This window comes from Rhizobium sp. WYCCWR 11146 (assembly GCF_013591995.1).
In the GTDB taxonomy this organism is placed as follows: Bacteria; Pseudomonadota; Alphaproteobacteria; order Rhizobiales; family Rhizobiaceae; genus Rhizobium; species Rhizobium indicum.
On the sequence record NZ_JACCEY010000016.1, the window covers coordinates 282,919 to 306,792 of the forward strand.

Genomic DNA, 23,874 nt, shown 5'->3' on the forward strand with positions numbered 1-23,874 from the left:
CGTGCACGGATAGCTGCTCTTGTCGGGGAGGCGCAGCCTTCAAAGCCCCAGCGCAGTCAGCATGACGAAGGTGGCGAAGAGGATGAAATGCGTCATGCCCTCGATGGCGTTGGTCTCGCCGTCGTTGAGGTTGATCGCGGCGGCAATCAGCGTGATCGCCACCATCACCGTCTGTACCGGGGTCATCGCCATGATGAAGGGCTGGCCGGTATAGAGCGCGATCGCCTCCATGACGGGCACCGTCAGAATGACCGTCGACAGCGAGGCGCCCATGGCGATGTTGACCGTCGCCTGCATGCGGTTCCTGAGTGCTGCTCTCAACGCGGTCAGGATCTCGGGGGCGGCCGAAATCGCTGCGACGACGACGGCGGTCACGGCGATCGGCGCGCCGCTGTCGCGCAGGCCTTCGGTCATGAAGGCCGCCATGAACTCCGCGAGCAGGCCGATGATGACGACGCCGGCGAGAATGGTGGCGATCGAGATCGCGGCCGACCCGTCGGGGCCATGCGCATCCGGGCTTTCTTTCTTCCGTTCGGAGCGCGGATAGCTGTAGCTGAAGAAATAGCTGTGCTGGCCAACCTGCATGCGCAGGAAGAGGCCGTAGAGCGCGATCATTGCGACGATGGTGAAGGCGGAATAATAGTGCCATTTGTCGCTGGGCACGAATTCCGGCACGATCATCGAAATGCCCATGGCGGTGAGGATCATCACGCCGTAGGTCTTGCCGGAATTGTCGTTGTAGGGCTGTTCGCCGTGCTTGAGGCCGCCGAGCAGAGCGGCCAGGCCGAGAATGCCGTTGATATCGAGCATCAAGGCCGAATAGATAGTGTCGCGCACCAGCGTCGGCGAGCTCTCGCTGCCCATCATGATGGCGAGGATGATGACTTCGACGGCGACGGCTGAGAGCGTCAGGATCATCGTGCCATAGGGATCGCCGACCTTGACGGCGAGCAGCTCGGCATGATGGGCCACGCGGATCGAGGCGAGTACGATGGTGCCGACCAGGCCAGCGGCGGCAATCAGTGCGACGCCGCGCCCCATCTCGATCACCGCGTGTTCCAAGAAATAGGCGATCGCTGCAACGACAAGTGCGGCGACCAAAAACTTTTCCTCTTTAAGGCGTGACGCGATCCCCAAGCCTTAGCTCCTGTCCCGATTCATGCGTTCTATCTAAGTCACTGATTTCGCATATCAAGAAAGCTCCGGTCGAGTGCCATTTGCAGTCTTCGGCGTTTAATGGAATACTGAACGTCATCGGGGCCGAAAAGCAGATCGCGGCGTCCTCGAATTCTCGTCAAGCGGCCGCGATGATCCGGATCTTTTCCGGAAGCGTGCGAATGCGCAACAAGAAGATGAGGAGACGGATGCATGATCAAGGTGGTCTACGAAGTCGTGCCGCATGACGGCGGCTGGGCCTACAGGCTGGGAGGTGTCTATTCCGAGGCATTCCCGACCCATGCCGAGGCGCTCGAAGCTGCGCGCATCGTCGCGGCCGAACAGCAGGTCGGCGGCGATTCCGCCGAGATCAGTTGGCAGGACGAGAACGGCAAGTGGCATGAGGAATATGCCGAAGGCGGCGACCGGCCGGAAACCGAGGTGGTGGACGGCCAGTGGAAGGATCGCACGGCCGAGGCCTCGCAAGGCATCGGAAGCTAACCATCTCCCGCCAATGCCCGCGTGACGATCGCATCGACGAATTCGCGCTTATGCGCAGTATAGCCGTCGCCGTCCATCCGGAATTCGGCTGCCAGCCTGCGTTTGAGTGCGGCATAATCGGCCGCCGCATGTGGATGCGCGATGAGATAATCCCGGAAAGCCAGCCTGTTTCGATGCGTGCCGTTGCCGGAAGGGCAAAGGTAGACCCGTTCTGCCGGCACCGAACCTTTCGATAGAAAAGCCCAGACATCGTCGTCATAGCGGTTGCCGCGCGGCTCGTAGCCTTCGGCCAGAAGCACGCGTGTGGCGTCCTCGATATGCCCCAGGCCAGGAAGAACGATGTCGATATCGATAAGCGGCTTGGCCATCATGCCCGGTATGGACGTGCTGCCGATGTGATCGATGGCGAGCGCCTGCGGCAGCAAAGCCAGAAGCCTGCCGCGGATGCGCTGGAAGGCTTGCAGCCATTGCGGATCATAGGGCGCGAGTTCAACCGGATTGTGCGTTGCCATCTCGTTCCCGCCAGGTCGAATATCGATGATAGTCCTGCAGGCCCTTGACCAACGCGTCGAAGGTGGCACGGCAGCGCGGCGAAGTCTTCAGGCTCTCATGCATCGCCACCCACGTGCCGAGCGGAATGGCGAAGGCATCGGGCAGGACGTGGACAAGGTCAGGGTTCCCTCGGGCAAGTCCGATCTGGCAGAGACCGATGCCGACGCCGGCGCGGATCGCCGAAAGCTGGGCAAGATTGCTGTCGGTTCTGTAGGAGAAATTGATGCCGGGCACCGCATAGCGTTTCATCGCCATGCGGACATAGGCCGTCTGCCGGTCGAAGCCGATGAGCCGGTGGTTTGCGAGGTCGGCCAGGGTTTGCGGAATGCCGTGTCGTTCGAGATAGCGGCGATGGGCATGAAAGCCGAGGGGGATATCGCCGATGCGGCGCACGACGAGTGCAGCCTGCTGCGGCTCGGCCATGCGCACGGCAATATCGGCCTCGCGGTTCACCAGATCCTCGATCATATCGGATGCCGAGAGTTCGATCTGCAGTTCGGGATAGGTCTCCTGCAGCGGTCCGAGAATCGCCGGCAGCACTTCGACGGCGATGACTTCGCTGGCGCTGACCCTGACCGTTCCCGCCACGCGCTCGCGCTGGCCGGATGCGGTGCGCAAAAGGGCGGCGGTGGTTGCCGCCAGCGTTTCGGCATAGGGCTTCAGCGCCAGTGCGGCGTCGGTCGGCAGCAGGCCATTCGGTGAGCGGGTGAAGAGTTCGGCGCCGATCGCCAGTTCCAGTGCATCGACATGGCGGCCTATGGTCGGCTGGGTCAGCCCCAGTTCGCGGGCGGCGGCCGAAAGCGACCCCTGCTGAAGCACAGTCAGAAAACTGCGGTAGAAATCCCAGCTCGGTTCCTCGCTCATATATTTTTGTATAGCAGATGTATTTCTTTCGTCAATTTCGTTTATACCGCTCTGATGGCATGATCCTCTCATCCGATCGAAGGAGATGATTGTCATGAGCAGTGAAATGAAGACGACGGCCCTGGTTCTCGGCGCAACCGGCGGTATCGGCAGCGCGGTTGCCCGCAAGCTGCTTGCGCGCGGCTGGCGCATTCGGGCGCTTAACCGTGATGCTGCCAAGGCGTCGAGGAGCGAGTCGGCTTTCGAATGGGTGCAGGGCGATGCGATGAATGCCGGTGACGTCCTGAGGGCGGCTGAAGGCGTCGGCCTGATCGTCCATGCCGTCAATCCGCCCGGCTACCGCGACTGGGAAACGCTGGTGCTGCCGATGCTCGACAATGCCATCGCCGCTGCTCGCGCTGTCGGCGTGCGCATCGTGCTGCCGGGCAACGTCTATAATTTTGGGCCCGATGCTCTGCCGGCGCCGACGGAAGAAAGCCCGCAGCATCCGGTGACGAAGAAGGGGGCGATCCGGGTCGAAATGGAGAAGCGGCTGAAGGCGGCGTCACAGTCCGGCGCCGGCGTCATCATTGTCAGGGCGGGGGATTTCTTCGGCCCAGGCACGACGGCCAATAGCTGGTTTTCGTCCGGTCTCGTGACCCCAGGCAAGCCGGTCGGCACGATCAGGAACCCGGGTCGGCGCGGCATCGGTCATCAATGGGTCTACCTGCCCGACATGGCGGAAACCATCGCCCAGCTCGTCGAGCGGGCCGATCGGCTGCCGGCCTTCGCCGTCTATCACATGGAGGGCTTCTGGGATGCGGACGGTATGCAGATGGCCGAAGCAATCAAGCGCGTCGCCGGCGGCAAGGCGAAGATCGGTGGCTTTCCCTGGTGGATCGTGCCGCTGGCGGCGCCCTTTATTCCTGTGATGCGGGAGATCAAGGAGATGCGCTATCTCTGGAAGGTGCCGGTGCGGATGCGGAATACCAGGCTTACGGCGGAACTCGCCAGCGAACCGCAGACACCGATCGACGAGGCGGTCAGGGCTTCGCTCGTGGCGCTCGGCTGCCTGCCCGAACCGCATCGTGACACGGCAGTTGCCTTTATCGGCCACCCGTCGCAGAACGCGGGTTAGCTCTCGAGTTCGGCCAGCGCGATCCGGGCGACCGTCAGGGCCGTTTCTGCCTGCTGAATATTCGGATCGCCGAGGAACCAGGCGGCGGAAAGACCGGAATAGGCGGCGACCCATTGCAGCAGCCGCTTCGGCTCCAGCTTCGCCTCCGCTGAGACGATGGCGAGCTGGCGGCGAAAACGGGCGGGATCGGTGATGACAGGCAATTCCTCGTTGGCGAAGATATTGGCGAAATCGAAGCCGCGTTCGCCGTACAGCCGCTTCGGATCAATCGCCAGCCAGCCGCGTGCCTCGAAATCGAGGATATTGTCGTGGTGGATGTCGCCGTGGAGGATGGTCACATCACGCTGATCGGCAAGGAGGATGTTGGCGATCGCCGAGCAATCGGCAAGCGTGCCGCCATGCTTGCCTGCTGCCGGCTCCAGATCGCGGAACCAGCGGGTAAGGGGGATGGGATCGGGAAGGGGTTTTTCGCGAGGCGCATGCAGCCGTGCCGCCGTGCCGCAGAGGATGCGGCTTGCCTCGTCGTCCTCGCCGTTCATGGCCATGGCAAGCAGCGAGCGTTTTCCCGTCGCCCTTTCGAGCAGCACGGCATCACCTTCATGGGCATAGACATAGGCTGCGCCGTCACCGTCCCACCACTGCATCAGAAGCGCGCCGTATCGTTCGTCGATATCGGCCGCCACTTTCAGCATGGCAGGCCTGTCCTGCCAGAGGACCGGCAGGAGGCGGCTGGAGTGGGTGATGATGGGGTCGCCGTCTGATATCAGCGACCAGCGATCAAGATAGGGAGCAAACATGGCGGCACCCTACAAAAACGCGTCGAAGATGGAAATCCCGCCTTTCGGCGGGATTCGCGTTGGCGTGTGAAAGGTCAGGCGACCTTTTCGAGAATGGGATAGTCGATATAGCCCTTGCCGGTGCCGCCATAGAAGGTCGACTGTTCGGGCGTGTTGAGCGGCAGATTGTGTACCAGGCGCTCGACGAGATCGGGATTGGCGATGAAAGGCTTGCCGAAGGCGACGAGATCGGCGCGGCCGCCCTCGACGGCTTCAATCGCCAGATCGCGATCGTAGCCATTGTTGACCATCCAGTCGGCTTTGCCGCCGGCCTTTTCATAAGTCTGGCGAAGTGCCTTGTAATCGAAGGCGGGATTGTCGCCCTGCTTGTAGTCGCGGTCGCCGCCGGTCTGGCCTTCGACGATATGGATATAGGCGAGGTCGTATTTGGCCAGTCCTTCGACGACATTTGCGAAGGTCGCCTGCGGATTGGAATCGTAGCTTTCGCCGGACGGCGTCACCGGCGAGATGCGGATCGCCGTGCGACCGGCGCCAATTTCCTTCACGACGGCATCGACGACTTCGAAGGTCAGACGGGTGCGATTTTCGATCGAACCGCCATATGCATCAGTACGGTCATTGACGCCGTCGCGGATGAACTGGTCGAGCAGGTAACCGTTGGCGCCGTGAATCTCGACACCGTCGAAGCCGGCGTCGATCGCCGCCCGGGCAGCCTTGCGGTAATCCTCGATGATGCCGGGGATTTCGGCCGTTTCGAGCGCGCGCGGCTCGGAGGTGTCGGCAAAGCTGCCCGTGCCGTCGGCATTGACCAGATAGGTCTTGGCCTTGGCGACGCGGTTGGTCGAAGAAACCGGCTTGCCGTCATTCGGCTGCAGCGTCGTGTGCGAGATGCGGCCGACATGCCACATCTGGACGACGATCTTGCCGCCGGCTGCGTGAACGGCGTCGGTCACGCGCTTCCAGCCGTCGAGAGCCTCTTTGCTGTAGAGACCAGGCACGTTGGCATAACCCTGGCCCTGATGGGTGATCGCGGTTGCTTCGGTGATGATCAGGCCAGCGGTAGCGCGCTGACGGTAATATTCGACGTTGAGGTCGTTGGGGATTGCGCCCGGCGAGCGGTTGCGGGTGAGCGGCGCCATGACGATGCGGTTCTTGACGGATATGTCGCCGACTTTCGTGGGTTCGAAAAGCTTGGCCATGATGGTCCTTTCTTTTGCGGAGGATCACTCGGCAGGGGCAAGGGCGGCCCGGCCCCTGGCGGAGAGATAGGTGAGCGCTGTCGCGCCAAGGCCGATCAGGGCCATCAAGGCTGCGGCGAGCGGAACGCGGGTGAGATCGAAGCCGGCGTCGATGACCAGGCCACCCACCCAGGCGCCGAGCGCATTGCCGGTGTTGAAGGCGCCGATATTGATCGTCGAGACGAGGTTCGGGGCGCCCTTGCCGAAGCCGACGACGCCGACTTGCAGCGCCGGTACGGCAGCAAAGCTTGCCATCGCCCAGAGGAAGAGGGTGATTTCAGCCGGGATGAAGAAGCGGCTCGTATAGCTGAAGGCGATCGAAGTGATGGCGATCGCGGCGAAGACGCCGGCAAGCGTCGCGCCGAGCCGCCAATCGGCAAGCTTGCCGCCGACGAGGTTGCCGATGGTCAGCCCGAGGCCGATCAGGAACAGCGTCCAGGTGACGCCTTCCGGCGAAACGCCGGTGACGTCGCGCAGTAGCGGCGCGATATAGGTGAAGAGGGTAAACATCGAGGCGGCGAAGAAGACGGTGGTGGAAAGTGCCAGCCACAGGCCGCCATTCCTGAGTGCTGCGATCTCGCGCAGGATGCTGCCGTTTTCTTGCTGCTTGTCCCTGGGCAGGATGGCGATCAGGCCGAGAATGGTGACGATACCGATGACGGTGACGACGCCGAAGGTGGCGCGCCAGCCATAAGCCTGGCCGATCGCAGTGCCGAGCGGCACGCCGAGAACATTGGCAAGTGTCAGGCCGGTAAACATCAGCGCGATGGCGCGGGCCTTGCGGTCTTCGGCAACGAGGCCGGCGGCGACCACCGAGCCGATGCCGAAGAAGGCGCCGTGGCAGAGTGCTGTCACGACACGGGCGATCATCAGCACCCAGTAGTCGCTCGCCAGAGCGCACAGCAGGTTGCCGGCGATGAAGAAGGCCATCAGCGCAATCAGGGCGGTGCGGCGCTTCAGCTTCGCAGTCGAAATCGCCATTACAGGTGCGCCGATCGCGACCGCCAGGGCATAACCGGTCACCAGCCACCCGGCCTGCGGGATGCTGACCGAGAGATCGGCGGCGACCTCCGGCAACAGACCCATGATGACGAATTCGGTGGTGCCTATCGCAAACGAGCTCAAGGCAAGAACGAGGAGGGCGAGGGGCATTCTAAAGGTCCTGCGTCAGTTGCTTGAGGAAAGCGGCGATGGTTTCTTCGTTGCGCTTGTAAAAGATCCACTGGCCGACGCGTTTGGTAGTGACGAGGCCGGCGCGATGCAGCGTGCCGAGATGAGCCGAGACCGTCGACTGTGACAGGCCGCAGCGCTCGAACTGGCTGGCGCAGACGCCCATTTCGAAAGGATGCTCCTGCGAGGGGAAATGCGCCTCGGGATTTTTCAGCCAGTTCAGAATGTCCATCCGGGTGGGATGGGCGAGCGCCTTGATAATTTCGTCTTTGTCCATCGTGGTTCGCCGAACTATAAATCGTGTCTGGCCGATATATCGATCGTCAGGCTTCGATATGCAAATCACGGAGGCGTGAGGCGATGGATTTTCTTGAATGAGCAAAATTTGGGCAAAAAAAGAGGGCCACCGGAAAACCAGGGCCCTTATAATTGTGAAGGTCAAAAAACCTCCAGAGGGGAACAGCTAATGCGGTGGTACTGGGAGAGAAACCACAAGATGCATCAGCTGAGAGGGATATGGTGCTTCCTTGAGCAGGTTTCAATGCTTTTTTGTGCATGTCTGCTATGCGCCGCACAAATTTTTTGCGGTGCGGCATTTCGCTGAGGAAGAAAGGCAAAAAAAGAGGGCCACTGGAAAACCAGGGCCCTTATAAGTGTGAAGGTCAAAAACCTCCAGAGGGGAACAGCTAATGCGGTGGAACTGGGAGGAAAAGCCACCATGTGCATCAGCTATGAGCGATATGGTGGTTTATTGGGCAAACGGCAACCCTCATTTGTGCATGCCAGTCATGCGTGTTCTGCATAGTCGGCAATTCATCAATAAAACCGGGCTCAAAAGTTCCAGTTTCTGGCCTTGCTGACGATGAAATCGCGGAAGGCTTTCAGCTTGGCGGCGTTCTTGATCTCATCGGGATAGCAGAAATACGTGTCGAAGGAGGGGACGTCGGCATTGATCGCCAGCTGGATCAGGCCTGGGTCGCGGCCGACGATGTAATCCGGCAGGCAGGCGACGCCGATGCCGAGCAGCGCGGCCCGCTTGATCGAGGTCTGGCTGTTGATTTGCAGATGCGGGATGCGCTTGTTGTCGGAGGAGCGGCCGGCGACCTCAAGCCAGTTGACATCGAGCAGGTAACTCGGCGCCGGTTCGCCGAAGGTGATGATGCGGTGATTGTCGAGATCCTCGACCTTCTGCGGCTCGCCGTGACGGTTGATGTAGGACGGGGCCGCATAGACGTGCATGTGCACGGTGAAGAGCTTGCGCTGGATGAGGTCGGATTGCTGCGGCTGACGCAGACGGATCGCGCAGTCGGCATGACGCATGTTCACATCCACTTCCTCATTGTCGAGGATCAGCTGGATCTGCACATCGGGATAGAGCTGCAGGAACTCCTGGATCTTGTCGGTCAGCCAGCCCTGGCCGAGGCCGACCGTCGTCGTGACGCGCAGCTTGCCGGATGGCGTCTCGGTCGTCTCGGTGAGCTGCATCTTCACGGTTTCGAGCTTCAGCAGCACGTCATGGGCGGTGCGGTAAAGCAGTTCGCCCTGTTCCGTCAGAATCAGGCCACGCGCATGGCGGTGAAACAGCTTGGTGCCGACATCCTGCTCCAGCGCGCTGACCTGGCGGCTGATGGCGGATTGGGACAGATGCAGTTTATCCGCCGCATGCGTGAACGAACCCGCCTCGGCAGCTGCGTGAAAAATACGCAGCTTGTCCCAATCCAATGGCATTCCCCCACCCCTCATGCCGATCTTACTCCGCGGCCACGGCGACGGGCATGTGGCCCGTCAGATATCGCTCGGCTTCAAGTGCTGCCATGCACCCGAGGCCCGCGGCAGTGATCGCCTGGCGGAACGTATCATCCGTCACGTCGCCCGCAGCATAGACGCCGTCCAGGCTGGTCGCAGTCGAATCCGGCGCGGTCCAGAGATAACCATTGTCCTTCAGCTTCAGTTTGTCCTTGAAGAGCTCGGTTGCCGGAGCATGGCCGATGGCGACGAAGACGCCATCGATCACCATGTCCGTGATCGTGCCGGTTCTGACGTCGCGCAGGCGCGCGCCGGATACGGATTGCGGCATCGGCGGCTTGGCCGGCGTGCCGGTAATCTCAGCCACTTCGGTGTTCCACAGAACCTTGATGTTCTCCTTGGAGAACAGGCGTTCCTGCAGGATCTTCTCGGCTCGGAAAAAGTCGCGGCGATGCACTACTGTCACCGACTTCGCGATATTGGAGAGATAGAGCGCCTCCTCGACGGCGCTGTTGCCGCCGCCGACCACGATCACATCCTTGTTGCGATAGAAGAAACCGTCGCAAGTGGCGCAGGCCGAAACGCCGAAGCCCTGGAAATGCTGCTCGCTCTCAATGCCGAGCCACTTGGCCTTGGCGCCGGTGGCAATGATCAGCGTATCGGCGGTCCAGACCTGGCCGCTGTCGGTGCGGGCGACGAAGGGGCGCTGGTTCATGTCGACTTCGGTCACCAAGTCGTTGACGATCTCGGCGCCGACATGTTTTGCCTGCTGCAGCATCTGTTCCATCAACCAGGGACCCTGGATCGGATCGGCAAAGCCCGGATAGTTCTCGACATCGGTGGTGATCATCAGCTGGCCGCCCTGTTCGAGACCGGCGATCAAAACCGGTTTCAGCATGGCGCGCGCGGCATAGACCGCGGCGGTATAGCCTGCAGGTCCGGAACCGATGATGAGCACCTTCGTATGGCGGGCGGGCATGTCATTTCCTTTCGACTGGCAGGAGGGCGGCAGCTAGATAGCAATTGCGGCCGCTTCGCGTCCCTGCGCCATTTATGAACGTCCAATGCTTTTATTCAAGGGCAGCCTTGCGTTACCAACAAGGCAAATCACCCGGATGTGCAAGAATCCGTCAGCGGCGTGAAACTTTCTTGCGTATTCCGCGGCTTTATATAGAAGCTCCCCGCGGAGAATTAAAGAAAGGCAATGATGTGGGTCGTGCGGAACTCGACGTCATCGATATAAAGATCCTCCGGGAACTGCAGGCCGATGGCCGCATGACCAATGTGGAGCTCGCCGATCGCGTCGGCATCTCGGCGCCGCCTTGCCTGCGCCGGGTGCGCAAGCTCGAGGAAGCCGGCATCATTGAGGGCTACCACGCGATGCTGAACAGCCCGAAGCTCGGCTTCGACCTCGTCGCTTTCTGCATGGTCGGCCTCAAGCACCAGTCGGAAGGCAATCTCAAAGCCTTCGCCGCTGCCACCGCCGAATGGCCGCTGGTGCGCCAGGCCTGGATGGTTTCCGGCGACAGCGATTTCCTGCTGCATTGCGTGGCGGAGAATCTCACTCGCTTCCAGGATTTCGTTATCGAGGTGCTGACGGCGAACGAACATGTCGATACCGTGCGCACCATGCTGACGATCCGGCAGGTGAAGAAGCTGGGCCTAGTGGAAGTCTAAAGCCACTCGGCAGATAGACCGTCATCGCCAACTACTTGCGCGAGATATAGCCGCCCCGGTTGATGCCGTGGCGCTGAAGTTTGTCATAAAACGTCTTTCTCGGAATGCCGAGCGCCTCGAGGGTGCGGCGGACGTCGCCGTCATTGGCCGACAGCGCGTCGCGAATGATCTCCGCCTCGTAGCGTTCCAGCCGTTCGGGAAGCGTCGCATCCGTCGGCTGCGGAGGGACCGCTGCCGCTCCACCGCCTTCCACGCCAAGCACCACGCGTTCGGCATAATGCGAGAGCTCGCGGACATTGCCCGGCCATGTGTGCGAGGCGAGATGCCGCCGCACATCAGGTGAAAGCGGTGGGACATCGCGACGGAAGCGCTCGGCGGCGCGCGCGGCGAAGTGCGAAAACAGCAGCGGAATATCGTCGCGGCGTTCTCTCAGCGGCGGTATGGAGATCGTCACGACATTCAGCCTGTAATAGAGATCCTCGCGAAAATCGCCGCGCACCGAGGGATCCCCGAGGTCGATCTTGGCCGCCGCGACGACGCGAAGATCGACCGGACGCACCTCGTTGGTGCCGAGCGGCGTGATCTCGCGCATCTCCAGCACCCTCAGCATCTTGACCTGCGTGGCGGCCGGCATGCTTTCGATTTCGTCGAGGAAAAGCGTGCCGCCGCTTGCATGTTCGATGCGGCCCGTGCGGCGCTTCTGGGCGCCGGTAAAGGCGCCGGCCTCGTGGCCGAACAGTTCGCTTTCGATGACGGTTTCGGGCAGCGCGCCACAGTTCAACGCCACGAAATTGCCCTTCCGGCGGTGGCTCCATTGATGCAGGAGCTGGGCAACCACTTCTTTGCCGCTGCCCGTTTCCCCGGCGACGAGCACGTCCACGTCGGTATCGGCAATATGGCGAAGAATGTTTCTGAGGTTTTCCATGACAGGCGTCTGGCCGATCAGCGGCAAATTCTCCTGCGCATCTTCGGCTGCCTTCCGCAGCATGCGGTTTTCCAGAACAAGCCGCCGCTTCTCGCTTGCGCGACGCACGCTCTGGACGAGCCGATCGGCTGCGAAGGGTTTGGCGATGAAATCATAGGCACCATCCTGGATCGCCTGAACGGCCATGGGGATATCGCCGTGGCCGGTCATCAATATCACCGGGAGGTCGGCATCCATGCCTTGCAGCGTGGCGAAAAGTTGCAGTCCGTCGATCTCCGGCATGCGGATATCGGTGACGACGGGGCCGGCAAAGTCCGCCGGCAGGTCCGCCAGCGCGGCTTTTGCACCGTCATAGGCGGAAACGGAAAATCCGGCGAGTTCGAGCGTCTGGGTGGTGGCGCGGCGCAGATCCTTGTCGTCATCGATCAGCGCAACGGGCATCGGTATGTCCATGACCTTAAGCCTTCCTCAGCTGAACGATGAACCGGGTTCCGTCGCTGTCGCTTGCAACCTCCATCCGGCCGCCGTAGTCGCCGATGATATCCTTGGAGATGACGAGGCCAAGGCCGAGGCCGCTTTCCTTCGAGGTGTTGAACGGCGTGAACAAGCCCTTGCGAATATCAGGCGGGATGCCGGGGCCGTTGTCGGCGACCGTCACCGTTACCATCCCTGCATCGGTGGATGTTCTGACCTCGACGCGACCGTCTCCGGCCTTCGGCGCCACCGCCTCCAGAGCGTTTTGAAACAGATTGATGAGCACCTGCTCGAGACGAATCCGGTTTCCCATCACCTGCAGTTCGTCGGGCGGCAGGTCGATGTCGAGCGTATCCATGCGACCGGCAAACCGGCTGCGCAACAGCATCACCGCGCCCTCAATGACGTCCTTCAATCCGGTTGGTTCGGCGCTGCCGCGGCCTTTGCGGGCAAAGGTCTTCAGCTCCTCGGTGATCGAACCTATGCGCTCCGTGAGCGCCGCAATGCTCTCGAGATTTTCGCCGGCAGGCGTCGTCTGGCCGCGCTCGAGGAAGGTGCGGGCGTTATCCGCATAGGCACGAATGGTTGCCACCGGCTGGTTGATCTCATGGGCGACACCGGCGGCCACCTGCCCCAGGATAGCCAGCCGATTGGCCTGCACCAGATCCTGCTGCACCGCCTGCAGCTTCTGCTCCGTGCTCTTGTGGCCGATGATTTCAGCCTGCAGCCGATCCCGCGCCTGGCTGAGATCCAGTGTGCGCTCGCTCACACGCCGTTCCAGTTCCTCCCGCGCTTGCTGTTCTCGAGAGATTCGCAGGGTGATCGCATGGCGACGGCGCAACAGGAAGGCTGCTCCGGCTAACAGCGGCAGGAGTATGAGCAATGCCAGCATGCGGGATTCGCGAATTCCCGCATCGACGGATGGCCCGAGCGCCACGAGATGCTGCAACTGCCATCCAGTTGCGGGAACCGGCATCCCGACATCGAGAAACCTGGTTTTCCCTGCATCGCCGGGCATGACGATCTCAACGACATCAAGGCTGTCGCCGAGGTTCCTGATGGGGTCGAGCGGTAGAGGCTGAAGTGGCGCAGCGCCGAATTGAAGGCTTTCGCGGATCGCTGTCAGCCGGTCTTCGGCGATCCGGCCGATCGTCATGAACCGCCATGACGGAAGACTGGTTATGAGGACAATGCCGCGCTCGTCAACGACGTAGGACGGGGTCCCCGAGGCGTTCCAATCCGCCTCGACATCGTCGAATTCGACCTTGACGACAACGACACCCAGCAAGCCATTGCTGCCCGAAATCCGCTGGGAGATATAGAGACCCGGTTTCTTGCTGACCGTGCCGAGCGCAAAGTGCTCAGCCTGTCCTCGTTCGACGGCCCCCTGAAAATACTCCCGGAAGCGGTAGTCATTGCCGACGAAGCTCGTCGGCTCGCGCCAGTTGCTGGCCGAAACCGCCATGCCGTCCTTGTCGATGACATAGATGACGGCGGCCTTGGTGCCCGCTGCCAGCATTTCCAACTTCTGACTGAGCCGCTCGAACGTGCCGACATCGCTGCCTGCCAGTGCCGCGGCGATCGCGGTATCCTGCGACAGCACGAAGGGAAGCGCCCGGTATTTTTCAAGAACCGTGCGCAGCAACGCCGCATTCAGCCTCGCATCCATGCGGGCCTGTTCCTCGAGGGCAGCCTCCGCCCGGTGCCGGCCGATCTCGCCGCTGGCCCAGAGGCTTGCGACGACAGCGACAAGGGCGAGCACGGCATAGGCCCACCACATCCGGCGGATGCGGTGTTGCACGGGTAGGGGAGGCCACAATTTCTGCGACACGGACATGGCGGATTTGTGCATTTTTCTGCACGAGACGCAAATGGATTTGTGCGGATTTCCGCATTACTTAATGACCCGTCAGCAGCAAAATAAATTTTTCATTAATAAATTCAACTTGTTGGCTAGTCGGCGCAAAACTGGCACGGCGATTGCGAAGAATGGGGCAACAACGGCTGAGCTGTTGGACTTGAAGCGAACGGCTCGGGAGGCCGGAGTTCGTTCCGGACGAGCCATTAGGAGGACATCATGATCGCAGCACCACTCGATGCAATCGCAGGCAGCAAGGGCAAGAAGCCCTTTTATAGCCATCTTTACGTTCAGGTTCTCGCGGCTATCGCTGCGGGTATCCTTCTCGGCCATTTCTATCCTGAATTCGGCACCCAGCTGAAGCCGCTCGGCGATGCCTTCATCAAGCTCGTCAAGATGATCATCGCGCCGGTCATCTTTCTGACGGTTGCGACCGGCATTGCCGGCATGAGCGACCTGCAGAAGGTCGGCCGCGTCGCCGGCAAGGCGATGCTCTACTTCCTGACATTCTCGACATTGGCGCTCATCATCGGCCTGATCGTCGCCAATGTCGTCCAGCCCGGCGCCGGCATGAACATCGATCCGGCCTCGCTGGATCCGGCCGCCGTCGCCGGCTACGCCGCAAAGGCGCATGAGCAAAGCATCGTCGGTTTCCTGACCAACATCATCCCGACGACGATCGTCGGCGCTTTCGCCGATGGCGACATTCTGCAGGTGCTATTCTTCTCGGTGCTCTTCGGCATCGCGCTCGCCATGGTCGGCGAAAAGAGCGAACCGGTCGTCAACTTCCTCAATGCCCTGACGGCGCCCGTGTTCAAGCTCGTCGCCATCCTTATGAAGGCTGCCCCGATCGGCGCCTTCGGCGCCATGGCATTCACCATCGGCAAGTACGGCGTCGGATCGATCGCCAACCTCGCCATGCTGATCGGCACCTTCTACATCACCTCTCTGCTCTTCGTCCTCGTCGTTCTCGGCGCTGTCGCCCGCTACAACGGCTTCTCGATTGTGGCGCTGCTGCGCTACATCAAGGAAGAACTGCTGCTGGTCCTCGGCACCTCGTCTTCGGAGGCTGCCCTTCCGGGACTGATGAACAAGATGGAAAAGGCCGGCTGCAAGCGCTCGGTCGTCGGCCTCGTCATCCCCACGGGCTATTCCTTCAATCTCGACGGCACCAACATCTACATGACGCTGGCTGCCTTGTTCATTGCTCAGGCAACCGGCATCCATCTCTCCTGGGGTGATCAGATCCTGTTGCTGCTAGTGGCGATGCTGAGCTCGAAGGGTGCCGCAGGCATCACCGGCGCCGGCTTCATCACGCTTGCCGCGACGCTCTCCGTCGTGCCCTCCGTACCGGTCGCCGGCATGGCGCTCATCCTCGGCATCGACCGATTCATGTCGGAATGCCGGGCGCTGACCAACCTCGTCGGCAATGCGGTTGCGACGATCGTCGTGGCACGTTGGGAAAACGAGCTGGATACGGTGCAGCTCGCCGCCGCACTGGGCGGCCAGACCGGGGAGAGTGCTCCCGCTGCCGGGCTGCAGCCGGCTGAATAACTGACCGAACTGTCCGCAGTCCTAAAATTCTTTCAACGGCCCGTCATCCAGCGGGCCGTTTCTCTTTTCTGCCTCAGCTGCGATTGTCGCCGAAAAGGCTGTTGTAAATGGCGCCGATCGCGCTCGCTTCTTTCTCCAGCGCGAAATTCGCCCTGACATGCCGCAGCGCATTCTCGCCATGCGCGATCGCCAGCGCGGGATCTGCGATATAGGGCGCGATTGCCCGCGTCAGCGCCTCGACATCGCCGGCGGCGACGACCGAGCCCGTCTCGCCCGTGACGATGAGCTCGGCATAGGCGCCGGCGTCCGATGCCACCACCGCAGTGCGCGAGGCCATGGCTTCGAGCGGCGTCAGGCCGAAACCCTCGTTGCGGGAAGGGGCGACGTAAAGCGTCAGGCGGCGATACCAGACCTTGATGTCAGGCACTTCGCCGAGGAAGAGGATACGGTCGCTGAGCCCGGCGGCCGCGACATCCGCCTTGAGTTTGTCGCCAAATGCCGTGTGTTCGGTCGTCACCCGGCCGGAGACGACCGCCGTCCAGTCGGGGTGCTGCGGCAGCAGTTCGATCATCGCCTGGACGAAAAGATCGGTGCCCTTCTGATGGCGCACGCGGCCGAAGCAGCCGATGAGATGGCGGCCCGGCAGGCTGGTGGCGGCGATGCCGTCCTCCGCCGTTTCCGGCGGATGGAACAGAGCAAGGTCGACGCCGTGCTGGATGACCGTGTGCGGCACCTCGAGGAACGAGCCGGATCGATCGCTAGTCGCGATGACGGCGTCCATGCGACGGATCAGCCATTTCGTATAGGCGGTGTGCCGGCGTTGCGCGGCCGAGGTGAAGAGAAGCTTCAGCGGCATGCGCAACAGATGGCGCAGCAGGATGCCGACCGCCATCTCGTTGTTGCGGCGAGCGTGCCAGACGCGCTGGCGCCGGCGCGCCGGCGGGCGCCAGAGGCCGAGGAGCTGCCGCCCCTTAAGTTTCGGCAGGTCCTCCGGCAGGCCGGGCCCGAGTGTCGCGATCTTGATGCCGAGCCGGATCTGGCATGGGATGAGCTGGACGATAGTCGATGTGACGCCGGAGAGCCGGCGCTTGAAATTGGGCGCAATGATCTCGACGTCACGGATATCGGGCAAGGGAGGGGTCTCGCGGCTGGCGGGCGATCAGCCCCAGGAAACCTGGAGGATTTCGTAGGCCTTGGAGCCGCCCGGCGCATTGACCTCGATGGAATCTCCGACTTCCTTGCCGATCAGAGCACGGGCGATCGGCGAGGAGATGGAGATGCGGCCGGCCTTGACGTCGGCTTCCTGGTCGCCGACGATCTGGTAGGTCTTTTCTTCATCGGTGTCCTCGTCGATGAGTTTCACCTTGGCGCCGAACTTGATCTTGTCGCCCGACATCTTGGTGAGGTCGATGACCTCGGCGCGCGCTGTCAGGTCTTCCAGCTCGCTGATGCGGCCTTCGTTGTGACTCTGGGCTTCCTTGGCGGCGTGGTATTCGGCGTTTTCGGAAAGGTCGCCATGGGCACGGGCTTCGGCGATCGCCTCGATGATTCGAGGGCGCTCCTCCTGCTGACGCCAGCGCAGCTCTTCCTGCAGCTTGACGAAACCGCCCGGTGTCATCGGTACCTTTTCAACCATTTTTCTGTCCTTCAATCCTCGTATCCGCACAATTAGCGGCGAACACAAAAGAAAACAGGTCCCGAAGGGGAGCTTCGGAACCGTGCCACAATCTTAGTCGGACGCTTATAGCAGATCGCCAAGGCCGATTTCCAGAAAATTCGCATAAAAGAAACGCGGCCCGCCCCGATATCAGGTGGTGCGACTTGAAAATGGGCAGAAATCGGATCGTCCCGATTGACTCTGCATGCCGGAACATATAGTGAACATACTAATGAAGAAGTCGCTAACAGAACGCTTGGCCATCCTTTCCGATGCCGCGAAATATGATGCTTCCTGTGCTTCCAGTGGAACGGTGAAGCGTGATTCTCGGGCTAGTGGCGGGCTCGGTTCGACCGAGGGATCCGGTATCTGTCATGCCTATGCTCCGGACGGGCGGTGCATTTCGCTTCTGAAAATACTGCTGACCAATTTCTGCATCTACGACTGCGCCTATTGCGTCAATCGCTCGTCGAGCAATGTCGAACGGGCGCGCTTCACGCCCGAAGAGGTCATCTGGCTGACGCTGGAATTCTACCGCCGCAACTATATCGAAGGCCTGTTCCTTTCCTCCGGCATCATTCGTTCGTCCGATTACACGATGGAAGAGATGGTCCGCATCGTCCGCGAACTGCGTGTGACCCATAATTTCCGCGGCTATATCCATCTGAAATCGATCCCCGAGGCGTCGCCGCGTCTGATCGAGGAGGCGGGGCTTCATGCCGACAGGCTGTCGCTCAATATCGAGTTGCCGACGGATAACGGCATCACCCGCTTTGCGCCGGAAAAGAAGCCTGCCAATATCCGGCGATCGATGGGGGATCTGCGGCTGAAGATTGAGGCCGCCGGCGAACCGACGCTGCAGACGAAGAAGCGTCAGCGTTTCGTGCCGGCCGGCCAGAGCACACAGATGATCGTCGGCGCCGATGGCGCGAACGATGCGACCATCCTTGCGACCAGCGGCCGGCTTTACAGCAGCTACGGGCTGAAGCGCGTCTATTATTCCGCCTTCAGCCCGATTCCGGACTCGTCGAAAAACCTGCCGCTGATCAAGCCGCCGCTGATGCGCGAGCACCGGCTCTATCAGGCCGACTGGCTCTATCGATTCTACGGTTTCGGCATCGACGAGATCACCGCAAACCAGGCGGGCGGCATGCTCGATCTCAGCCTCGACCCCAAGCTTGCCTGGGCGCTCGCCAATCGGGCCGAATTTCCCGTCGATATTAACAAGGCCGAGCGTGAGCGGTTGCTGCGCGTGCCCGGTCTCGGCACCAAGACCGTCAAAGCGATCGTTTCGGCGCGGCGTTTTCGCCGGTTGCGGCTCGATGATCTCCAGCGGCTCGGCATTTCGATCAAGAAGGTTCAGTCTTTCATCTCGGCGGAAGGCTGGTCGCCGCGCCGATTGATCGAGCGCCCCGACCTTCGCGCCATGTTCGAACCGCAACCCGAACAATTGTCGTTGTTGTGATGCGCCGGGTCGTGCTTGCAGGACGCGGGGAGCTTGCCGAATGGCGTGACGCCGCGCGCGCTTTCGCGGTCGCCGGCATCCTGCCGGAAGAGATCGATTGGCGCGAAAAAAGCGAGGAGGCGGACCTTGCGTTTCAATGCGACGCCATGCCGCCGGCGCCTATCATGGCACGCAAGCCGATGACGGTGCCGCCCGCCTTCATCGATCTCGCGGAGACAGTTCTCTGCCATTCCGACGCGGCGCGTTTTTCCCTGCTTTACCGTCTGCTCTGGCGGCTGCAACTGGACCGCCAACTGCTTGAAGTGGCTTCCGACGAGGACGTCGCCCGTGCCGGGCTGATGGCGAAAAACGTTCGGCGCGACGCGCACAAGATGACGGCCTTCGTTCGCTTCAAGGAGGTTGGTGCGGTGTCGGTGGGCCGTCGAAAATTCCTCGCCTGGTTCGAGCCGGATCACCATATCGTCAGGCGCACAGCGCCCTTCTTTCAACGGCGCTTCACCGACATGGACTGGCTGATCGCGACGCCCAAGGGATCGGCCGCCTGGGACGGCGAGCGGCTGACGATGAGCGACGCGCCGTGCGAAAAACCCAATCTCACCGATGCTACCGACGAACTTTGGCGCACCTACTACGCCAGCATTTTCAATCCGGCGCGGTTGAAGCTGAAGGCGATGCAGGCGGAGATGCCGAAAAAATACTGGAAGAACCTGCCGGAAGCCGATCTCATCCCTGGGCTGATCGCATCGGCGGAGAGCCAGGTGCGGGCCATGGCTGCACGGGAGGCGACCCAGTCGCTGCCCTTTCACGATCGCCTGCAGGAAGCCGCGCGCAGCATTCCGGCCGAGCCCGAAGCGCCGGCGGGCACGCTGGAAGCACTGCGCGCGGAAGCTGCCGCCTGCACCCGCTGTCCGCTTCATGCGAAGGCCACGCAAACCGTATTCGGGGAGGGGCCACGCGATGCCGAGGTGATGTTCGTTGGCGAGCAGCCGGGCGACCAGGAGGATATTGCCGGGCGCCCCTTCGTCGGTCCGGCCGGCAGGCTGCTGGATCAGGTGATCACTGAAGCGGGCATTGATCGCTCAACGCTTTACGTCACCAATGCCGTCAAGCATTTCAAATATGAGCCGCGCGGCAAGCGTCGCATCCATCAGAAGCCCAATATGGGCGAGGTGAAGCATTGCCGCTGGTGGCTCAATCTGGAGATGGCACTGATCAAGCCGAAGCTCATCGTTGCGATGGGGGCGACGGCGCTCGCGGCGCTGACCGATACGAAACAGCGGCTTCAGGATGTCAGGGGGAAAGCGATCGCGATCGATGAGGAGCGAACGCTCTTCGTGACGGTGCATCCATCCTATCTGCTGCGTATTCCCGATGAGCGGCTGAGAGCGGAGGAACTGGCACGATTTCGCGAAGATATGCTGATGGTTCAGCGCCTTATGGTGGCCGCTGCATAAACTGATTCAGAAGCCTCCGGTGGTGCCCCAATGCCAAGGCTGGCGCCATCGCTCATCGAGCGATGGCGTTCCGTATCTCAGGCGAAATAGCTCTGCAGCGGCCGCACTTCCAGATTGCCGGCCTTCAGCGCCTTGATTGCCTGGGCGGCGGCTTCGGCGCCTGCCATCGTCGTGTAATAGGGCACCTTCTGCATCAGCGTCGCACGGCGCAGCGACTTGGAGTCGGAGATCGCCTTGTTGCCATCGGTGGTGTTGATGACGAGCTGGACCTGGCGGTTGCGGATCGCGTCCTCGATGTGCGGACGGCCTTCCAGCACCTTGTTGATCTTGGTGGCGGTGATACCGTTTTCGGCGAGGAAGCGGGCGGTGCCGCCGGTCGCCAGCACTTTGAAGCCCTGTTCGACGAGGATGCTGATCGCCGGCAGCACGCGCGGCTTGTCGGCGTCGCGGACGGAGACGAAGACCGTGCCGTCACGCGGCAGCTCGACGCCGGCGCCGAGTTGCGACTTGGCGAAGGCCAGTGCAAAATCGGTATCGAGGCCGATGACTTCACCGGTCGAGCGCATTTCCGGGCCGAGCAGCGTGTCGACGCCGGGGAAACGGGCGAAGGGGAAGACGGCTTCCTTGACAGCGATGTGCTTCAGCTTGCGCGGATCGGGCTTTTCGCCGTAGGCGGCGAAGGTCGCATCGAGTTTTTCGCCGGCCATGACGCGGGCGGCGATCTTGGCGATCGGCGCGCCGATGGTCTTGGCGACGAAGGGCACGGTTCGCGAGGCGCGCGGATTGACTTCGAGAACGTAGACGGTGCCGTCCTTGATGGCGAACTGGACGTTCATCAGGCCGCCGACATTGAGGGCCTTGGCCATCGCCTTGGCCTGGCGCTCCAGCTCGTCGAGCATCTCGTTGGAGAGCGTGCGCGGCGGCAGCGAGCAGGCGCTATCGCCGGAATGGATGCCGGCTTCCTCGATATGCTCCATGATGCCGGCGACATAGACGTCGGTGCCGTCCGAGAGGCAGTCGACGTCGACTTCGATGGCGTGGCTGAGATAGCTGTCGAAGAGCAGCGGGTTCTTGCCGAGCAGAGTGTTGATCTGGCCGGTCTTGTCGTTGGGATAGCGCTGCTTGATATCCTCAGGCACCAGTTCAGGCACGGTATCGAGCAGGTAGCTCTGCAACTGGCCTTCCGAATGCAGGATCTGCATGGCGCGGCCGCCAAGCACGTAAGAGGGACGCACGACCAGCGGGAAGCCGATTTCGGTGGCGACCATGCGGGCCTGCTCGACCGAATAAGCAATGCCGTTGTTCGGCTGGTTGAGGTCGAGCTTCATCAGGAGCTTCTGGAAGCGGTCGCGGTCCTCGGCAAGGTCGATCATATCGGGCGCGGTGCCGAGGATCGGGATGCCGTTCTTTTCCAGCGCCTCGGCAAGCTTCAGCGGCGTCTGGCCGCCGAACTGGACGATGACGCCGACGACTTCGCCCTTTTCCTGTTCTGCCCGCAGAATCTCGATCACGTCCTCGGCCGTCAGCGGCTCGAAATAGAGGCGGTCCGACGTGTCGTAATCGGTCGAGACGGTTTCCGGGTTGCAGTTGATCATGATCGCTTCATAACCCGCATCCTTCAGCGCGAAGGCGGCGTGGCAGCAGCAATAGTCGAACTCGATGCCTTGGCCGATGCGGTTCGGGCCGCCGCCGAGGATGACGACCTTCTTGCGGTCGGAGACCTCAGCCTCGGAGCGGGCGGCGCCGACAAAAGGCGTCTCATAAGTCGAATACATATAGGCGGTCGGCGAGGCGAACTCGGCCGCACAGGTATCGATGCGCTTGAAGACAGGGCGGACATTCAGGCTGTTGCGGAATTCGGCGACTTCCTTCGGGCGCTTGCCGGTCAGCGTCGCCAGACGCGCGTCGGAGAAGCCCATGGCCTTCAGCATGCGCAGGTTTGTGGCATCCTGCGGCAGGCCGTGCTCGCGGATGCGAGTCTCCATCTCGACGATCGCCTTCAATTCGGCGATGAACCAGGGATCGATCTTGCAGCCTTCGTGGACTTCGGCTTCGCTCATGCCCTGGCGTAGCGCCTGGGCGACCATGCGCAGGCGATCGGGCGTCGGTGTGCCGATTGCGGCGCGGATAGCGTTCTGGCTGGATTCGCCCTCTTCAAAGCCGGGGATCTCGATCTCGTCGAGGCCGGTCAGGCCGGTTTCCAAGCCACGCAGCGCCTTCTGCAGCGATTCGGCGAAGGTGCGGCCGATCGCCATGACTTCACCGACCGATTTCATAGCGGTGGTCAGAACAGGCGAGGCGCCGGGGAATTTCTCGAAGGCGAAACGCGGGATCTTGGTGACGACGTAGTCAATCGACGGTTCGAAGGAGGCGGGCGTTGCGCCGCCGGTGATATCGTTATCCAGTTCGTCGAGCGTATAGCCGATCGCGAGCTTGGCGGCGATCTTGGCGATCGGGAAGCCGGTGGCCTTGGAGGCGAGCGCCGACGAGCGCGACACGCGCGGGTTCATTTCGATGACGACGAGACGGCCGTCTTTCGGATTGACGGCGAACTGGACGTTCGAACCGCCGGTCTCTACCCCGATCTCGCGCAGCACCGCGATCGAGGCGTTGCGCATGATCTGGTATTCCTTGTCCGTCAGCGTCAGCGCCGGCGCGACGGTGATCGAATCGCCGGTATGGACGCCCATCGGATCAATGTTCTCGATCGAGCAGATGATAATGCAGTTGTCCGCCTTGTCGCGGACGACCTCCATTTCATATTCCTTCCAGCCGAGCACCGATTCCTCGACCAGTACTTCGGTGGTCGGCGAGGCGTCGAGGCCGCCGCCGACGATCTCGAAGAATTCCGAGCGGTTGTAGGCGATGCCGCCGCCGGTGCCGCCGAGCGTGAAGGAGGGACGGATAATCGCGGGAAGGCCGACATGGTCGATCGCCTGGGCGGCAATCGCCATGGCATGGCTCATGTAACGCTGCTTGCGGTCGCTCTCGCCGAGGTTCCACTGGTTTTCCAGCTCGTCCAGCGCTTTGTCGAGATCGGATCCCGAGAGGCTTTCACGCAGCTTGACGCGCTCGGCCTCGTGCGTCTTGCGGTCGAGGTCCTTGATGTCGGTGGCGTTCGCCAGCATCGAGCGCGGCGTTTCCAGCCCAATACGGGCCATCGCCTCGCGAAACAGCGCGCGGTCTTCGGCCATGTCGATGGCGGCGGGCTTGGCGCCGATCATCTCGACATTGTAGCGGTCGAGCACGCCCATGCGCTTCAGCGAAAGCGCGGTGTTCAGCGCCGTCTGGCCGCCCATGGTCGGCAGCAGCGCATCCGGGCGCTCCTTGGCGATGATCTTGGCGACGACTTCGGGGGTAATCGGCTCGACATAGGTGGCGTCGGCAAGGCCCGGATCGGTCATGATCGTCGCCGGGTTGGAGTTGACGAGGATGACGCGGTAGCCTTCCTCCTTCAGCGCCTTGCAGGCCTGGGTGCCGGAATAGTCGAACTCGCAAGCCTGGCCGATGACGATCGGTCCCGCGCCGATGATGAGGATCGATTTGATGTCTTGGCGCTTCGGCATGAGTGCTTCCGTTTTCTGGCTGCGCAGAAAGCCGGCCAGGGTGGGAAATCACCGGGTCGGGTCGCGCATGCTGGGTCTTTTCAGGCTAGAAGCGGCTTATAGGC

Annotated in this window: 20 protein-coding genes; 6 read left to right on the forward strand and 14 right to left on the reverse strand. The window is 61.8% G+C overall.

Features of this window, described 5'->3' with window-relative positions; all coding sequences use genetic code 11:
* Nucleotides 1–39: 39 nt before the first annotated feature.
* Nucleotides 40–1,137 (reverse strand): calcium:proton antiporter, encoded by a 1,098-nt coding sequence (locus HX899_RS11310; protein WP_181292467.1) that lies wholly within the window; start codon nt 1,135–1,137, stop codon nt 40–42.
* A 231-nt stretch (nt 1,138–1,368) separates the two neighbouring features.
* Here HX899_RS11310 and HX899_RS11315 point away from each other — a divergent pair, with 231 nt between their 5' ends.
* Nucleotides 1,369–1,656: a DUF2188 domain-containing protein gene (locus tag HX899_RS11315; RefSeq protein WP_003541669.1), complete on the forward strand. Its 288-nt coding sequence runs from the start codon at nt 1,369–1,371 to the stop codon at nt 1,654–1,656.
* Here HX899_RS11315 and HX899_RS11320 read toward each other — a convergent pair.
* Both HX899_RS11320 and HX899_RS11325 read right to left on the reverse strand, forming a co-directional pair.
* The gene (locus tag HX899_RS11320; RefSeq protein WP_181292468.1) at nt 1,653–2,168 is read right to left on the reverse strand and encodes a GrpB family protein; all 516 of its coding nucleotides are present in this window, start codon (nt 2,166–2,168) and stop codon (nt 1,653–1,655) included. The genes HX899_RS11315 and HX899_RS11320 overlap by 4 nt on opposite strands.
* Nucleotides 2,146–3,072, reverse strand: a complete 927-nt coding sequence (locus tag HX899_RS11325; protein WP_181292469.1) for a LysR family transcriptional regulator — start codon at nt 3,070–3,072, stop codon at nt 2,146–2,148. Before HX899_RS11325 ends, HX899_RS11320 begins: the two co-directional genes overlap by 23 nt.
* A gap of 94 nt (nt 3,073–3,166) precedes the next feature.
* Between HX899_RS11325 and HX899_RS11330 the strand changes: the two genes are divergently transcribed.
* Nucleotides 3,167–4,189, forward strand: a complete 1,023-nt coding sequence (locus HX899_RS11330; RefSeq protein WP_138386946.1) for an NAD-dependent epimerase/dehydratase family protein — start codon at nt 3,167–3,169, stop codon at nt 4,187–4,189.
* Here the strand turns inward: HX899_RS11330 and HX899_RS11335 are convergent.
* The 6 genes from HX899_RS11335 to trxB form a co-directional block, all read right to left on the reverse strand.
* The gene (locus HX899_RS11335) at nt 4,186–4,986 is read right to left on the reverse strand and encodes an aminoglycoside phosphotransferase family protein (protein ID WP_138386947.1); all 801 of its coding nucleotides are present in this window, start codon (nt 4,984–4,986) and stop codon (nt 4,186–4,188) included. The genes HX899_RS11330 and HX899_RS11335 overlap by 4 nt on opposite strands.
* Before the next feature lie 74 nt (nt 4,987–5,060).
* Nucleotides 5,061–6,185, reverse strand: coding sequence for an alkene reductase (locus tag HX899_RS11340; protein ID WP_180193695.1), 1,125 nt, complete (start codon nt 6,183–6,185; stop codon nt 5,061–5,063).
* 24 nt (nt 6,186–6,209) lie between these two features.
* Nucleotides 6,210–7,376, reverse strand: coding sequence for an MFS transporter (locus HX899_RS11345; RefSeq protein ID WP_138386949.1), 1,167 nt, complete (start codon nt 7,374–7,376; stop codon nt 6,210–6,212).
* 1 nt (nt 7,377) lies between these two features.
* A complete protein-coding gene (locus HX899_RS11350; protein WP_138330423.1) occupies nt 7,378–7,671 on the reverse strand; it encodes a helix-turn-helix transcriptional regulator in 294 nt (97 codons plus the stop codon).
* Nucleotides 7,672–8,225: 554 nt separating this feature from the next.
* Complete coding sequence (locus tag HX899_RS11355; protein ID WP_018446649.1) at nt 8,226–9,122, reverse strand: LysR family transcriptional regulator VtlR; 897 nt, start codon at nt 9,120–9,122, stop codon at nt 8,226–8,228.
* A gap of 22 nt (nt 9,123–9,144) precedes the next feature.
* Complete coding sequence (gene trxB / locus HX899_RS11360) at nt 9,145–10,119, reverse strand: thioredoxin-disulfide reductase (RefSeq protein WP_181292470.1); 975 nt, start codon at nt 10,117–10,119, stop codon at nt 9,145–9,147.
* Between the two features lie 230 nt (nt 10,120–10,349).
* On the opposite strand from trxB, the gene HX899_RS11365 reads away from it, so the two are divergent.
* Nucleotides 10,350–10,817 (forward strand): Lrp/AsnC family transcriptional regulator, encoded by a 468-nt coding sequence (locus tag HX899_RS11365; RefSeq protein WP_003541645.1) that lies wholly within the window; start codon nt 10,350–10,352, stop codon nt 10,815–10,817.
* Nucleotides 10,818–10,848: 31 nt separating this feature from the next.
* On the opposite strand, the gene HX899_RS11370 is transcribed toward HX899_RS11365, so the two are convergent.
* On the reverse strand, nt 10,849–12,195 hold the full coding sequence (locus HX899_RS11370; RefSeq protein ID WP_180193696.1) for a sigma-54 dependent transcriptional regulator: 1,347 nt from the start codon (nt 12,193–12,195) through the stop codon (nt 10,849–10,851).
* Nucleotides 12,196–12,199: 4 nt separating this feature from the next.
* On the reverse strand, nt 12,200–14,068 hold the full coding sequence (locus HX899_RS11375; RefSeq protein WP_181292471.1) for an ATP-binding protein: 1,869 nt from the start codon (nt 14,066–14,068) through the stop codon (nt 12,200–12,202).
* A 225-nt stretch (nt 14,069–14,293) separates the two neighbouring features.
* Between HX899_RS11375 and HX899_RS11380 the strand changes: the two genes are divergently transcribed.
* Nucleotides 14,294–15,628, forward strand: coding sequence for a dicarboxylate/amino acid:cation symporter (locus tag HX899_RS11380; protein WP_181292472.1), 1,335 nt, complete (start codon nt 14,294–14,296; stop codon nt 15,626–15,628).
* A gap of 73 nt (nt 15,629–15,701) precedes the next feature.
* On the opposite strand, the gene HX899_RS11385 is transcribed toward HX899_RS11380, so the two are convergent.
* Both HX899_RS11385 and greA read right to left on the reverse strand, forming a co-directional pair.
* Nucleotides 15,702–16,760, reverse strand: coding sequence for a glycosyltransferase family 4 protein (locus HX899_RS11385; protein ID WP_138330428.1), 1,059 nt, complete (start codon nt 16,758–16,760; stop codon nt 15,702–15,704).
* Between the two features lie 27 nt (nt 16,761–16,787).
* On the reverse strand, nt 16,788–17,264 hold the full coding sequence (greA, locus tag HX899_RS11390) for a transcription elongation factor GreA (RefSeq protein ID WP_012758398.1): 477 nt from the start codon (nt 17,262–17,264) through the stop codon (nt 16,788–16,790).
* A 253-nt stretch (nt 17,265–17,517) separates the two neighbouring features.
* Here greA and HX899_RS11395 point away from each other — a divergent pair, with 253 nt between their 5' ends.
* Nucleotides 17,518–18,750, forward strand: coding sequence for a putative DNA modification/repair radical SAM protein (locus HX899_RS11395; protein WP_181292581.1), 1,233 nt, complete (start codon nt 17,518–17,520; stop codon nt 18,748–18,750).
* On the forward strand, nt 18,750–20,204 hold the full coding sequence (locus HX899_RS11400; RefSeq protein ID WP_181292473.1) for a UdgX family uracil-DNA binding protein: 1,455 nt from the start codon (nt 18,750–18,752) through the stop codon (nt 20,202–20,204). The genes HX899_RS11395 and HX899_RS11400 overlap by 1 nt, the downstream gene beginning before the upstream one ends.
* 77 nt (nt 20,205–20,281) lie before the next feature.
* Here HX899_RS11400 and carB read toward each other — a convergent pair whose 3' ends face one another.
* A complete protein-coding gene (gene carB / locus HX899_RS11405; protein ID WP_181292474.1) occupies nt 20,282–23,770 on the reverse strand; it encodes a carbamoyl-phosphate synthase large subunit in 3,489 nt (1,162 codons plus the stop codon).
* Nucleotides 23,771–23,874: the final 104 nt, after the last annotated feature.

Coding starts and splice junctions, on each gene's coding strand:
- trxB (WP_181292470.1), bottom strand. CDS start 10,119: ATGCCCGCCCGCCATACGAAGGTGCTCATCATCGGTTCCGGACCTGCA.
- HX899_RS11355 (WP_018446649.1), bottom strand. CDS start 9,122: ATGCCATTGGATTGGGACAAGCTGCGTATTTTTCACGCAGCTGCCGAG.
- HX899_RS11375 (WP_181292471.1), bottom strand. CDS start 14,068: ATGCACAAATCCGCCATGTCCGTGTCGCAGAAATTGTGGCCTCCCCTA.
- HX899_RS11395 (WP_181292581.1), top strand. CDS start 17,518: ATGAAGAAGTCGCTAACAGAACGCTTGGCCATCCTTTCCGATGCCGCG.
- HX899_RS11320 (WP_181292468.1), bottom strand. CDS start 2,168: ATGGCAACGCACAATCCGGTTGAACTCGCGCCCTATGATCCGCAATGG.
- HX899_RS11350 (WP_138330423.1), bottom strand. CDS start 7,671: ATGGACAAAGACGAAATTATCAAGGCGCTCGCCCATCCCACCCGGATG.
- HX899_RS11370 (WP_180193696.1), bottom strand. CDS start 12,195: ATGGACATACCGATGCCCGTTGCGCTGATCGATGACGACAAGGATCTG.
- HX899_RS11325 (WP_181292469.1), bottom strand. CDS start 3,072: ATGAGCGAGGAACCGAGCTGGGATTTCTACCGCAGTTTTCTGACTGTG.
- HX899_RS11400 (WP_181292473.1), top strand. CDS start 18,750: ATGCGCCGGGTCGTGCTTGCAGGACGCGGGGAGCTTGCCGAATGGCGT.
- carB (WP_181292474.1), bottom strand. CDS start 23,770: ATGCCGAAGCGCCAAGACATCAAATCGATCCTCATCATCGGCGCGGGA.
- HX899_RS11315 (WP_003541669.1), top strand. CDS start 1,369: ATGATCAAGGTGGTCTACGAAGTCGTGCCGCATGACGGCGGCTGGGCC.
- greA (WP_012758398.1), bottom strand. CDS start 17,264: ATGGTTGAAAAGGTACCGATGACACCGGGCGGTTTCGTCAAGCTGCAG.
- HX899_RS11335 (WP_138386947.1), bottom strand. CDS start 4,986: ATGTTTGCTCCCTATCTTGATCGCTGGTCGCTGATATCAGACGGCGAC.
- HX899_RS11330 (WP_138386946.1), top strand. CDS start 3,167: ATGAGCAGTGAAATGAAGACGACGGCCCTGGTTCTCGGCGCAACCGGC.
- HX899_RS11380 (WP_181292472.1), top strand. CDS start 14,294: ATGATCGCAGCACCACTCGATGCAATCGCAGGCAGCAAGGGCAAGAAG.
- HX899_RS11345 (WP_138386949.1), bottom strand. CDS start 7,376: ATGCCCCTCGCCCTCCTCGTTCTTGCCTTGAGCTCGTTTGCGATAGGC.
- HX899_RS11340 (WP_180193695.1), bottom strand. CDS start 6,185: ATGGCCAAGCTTTTCGAACCCACGAAAGTCGGCGACATATCCGTCAAG.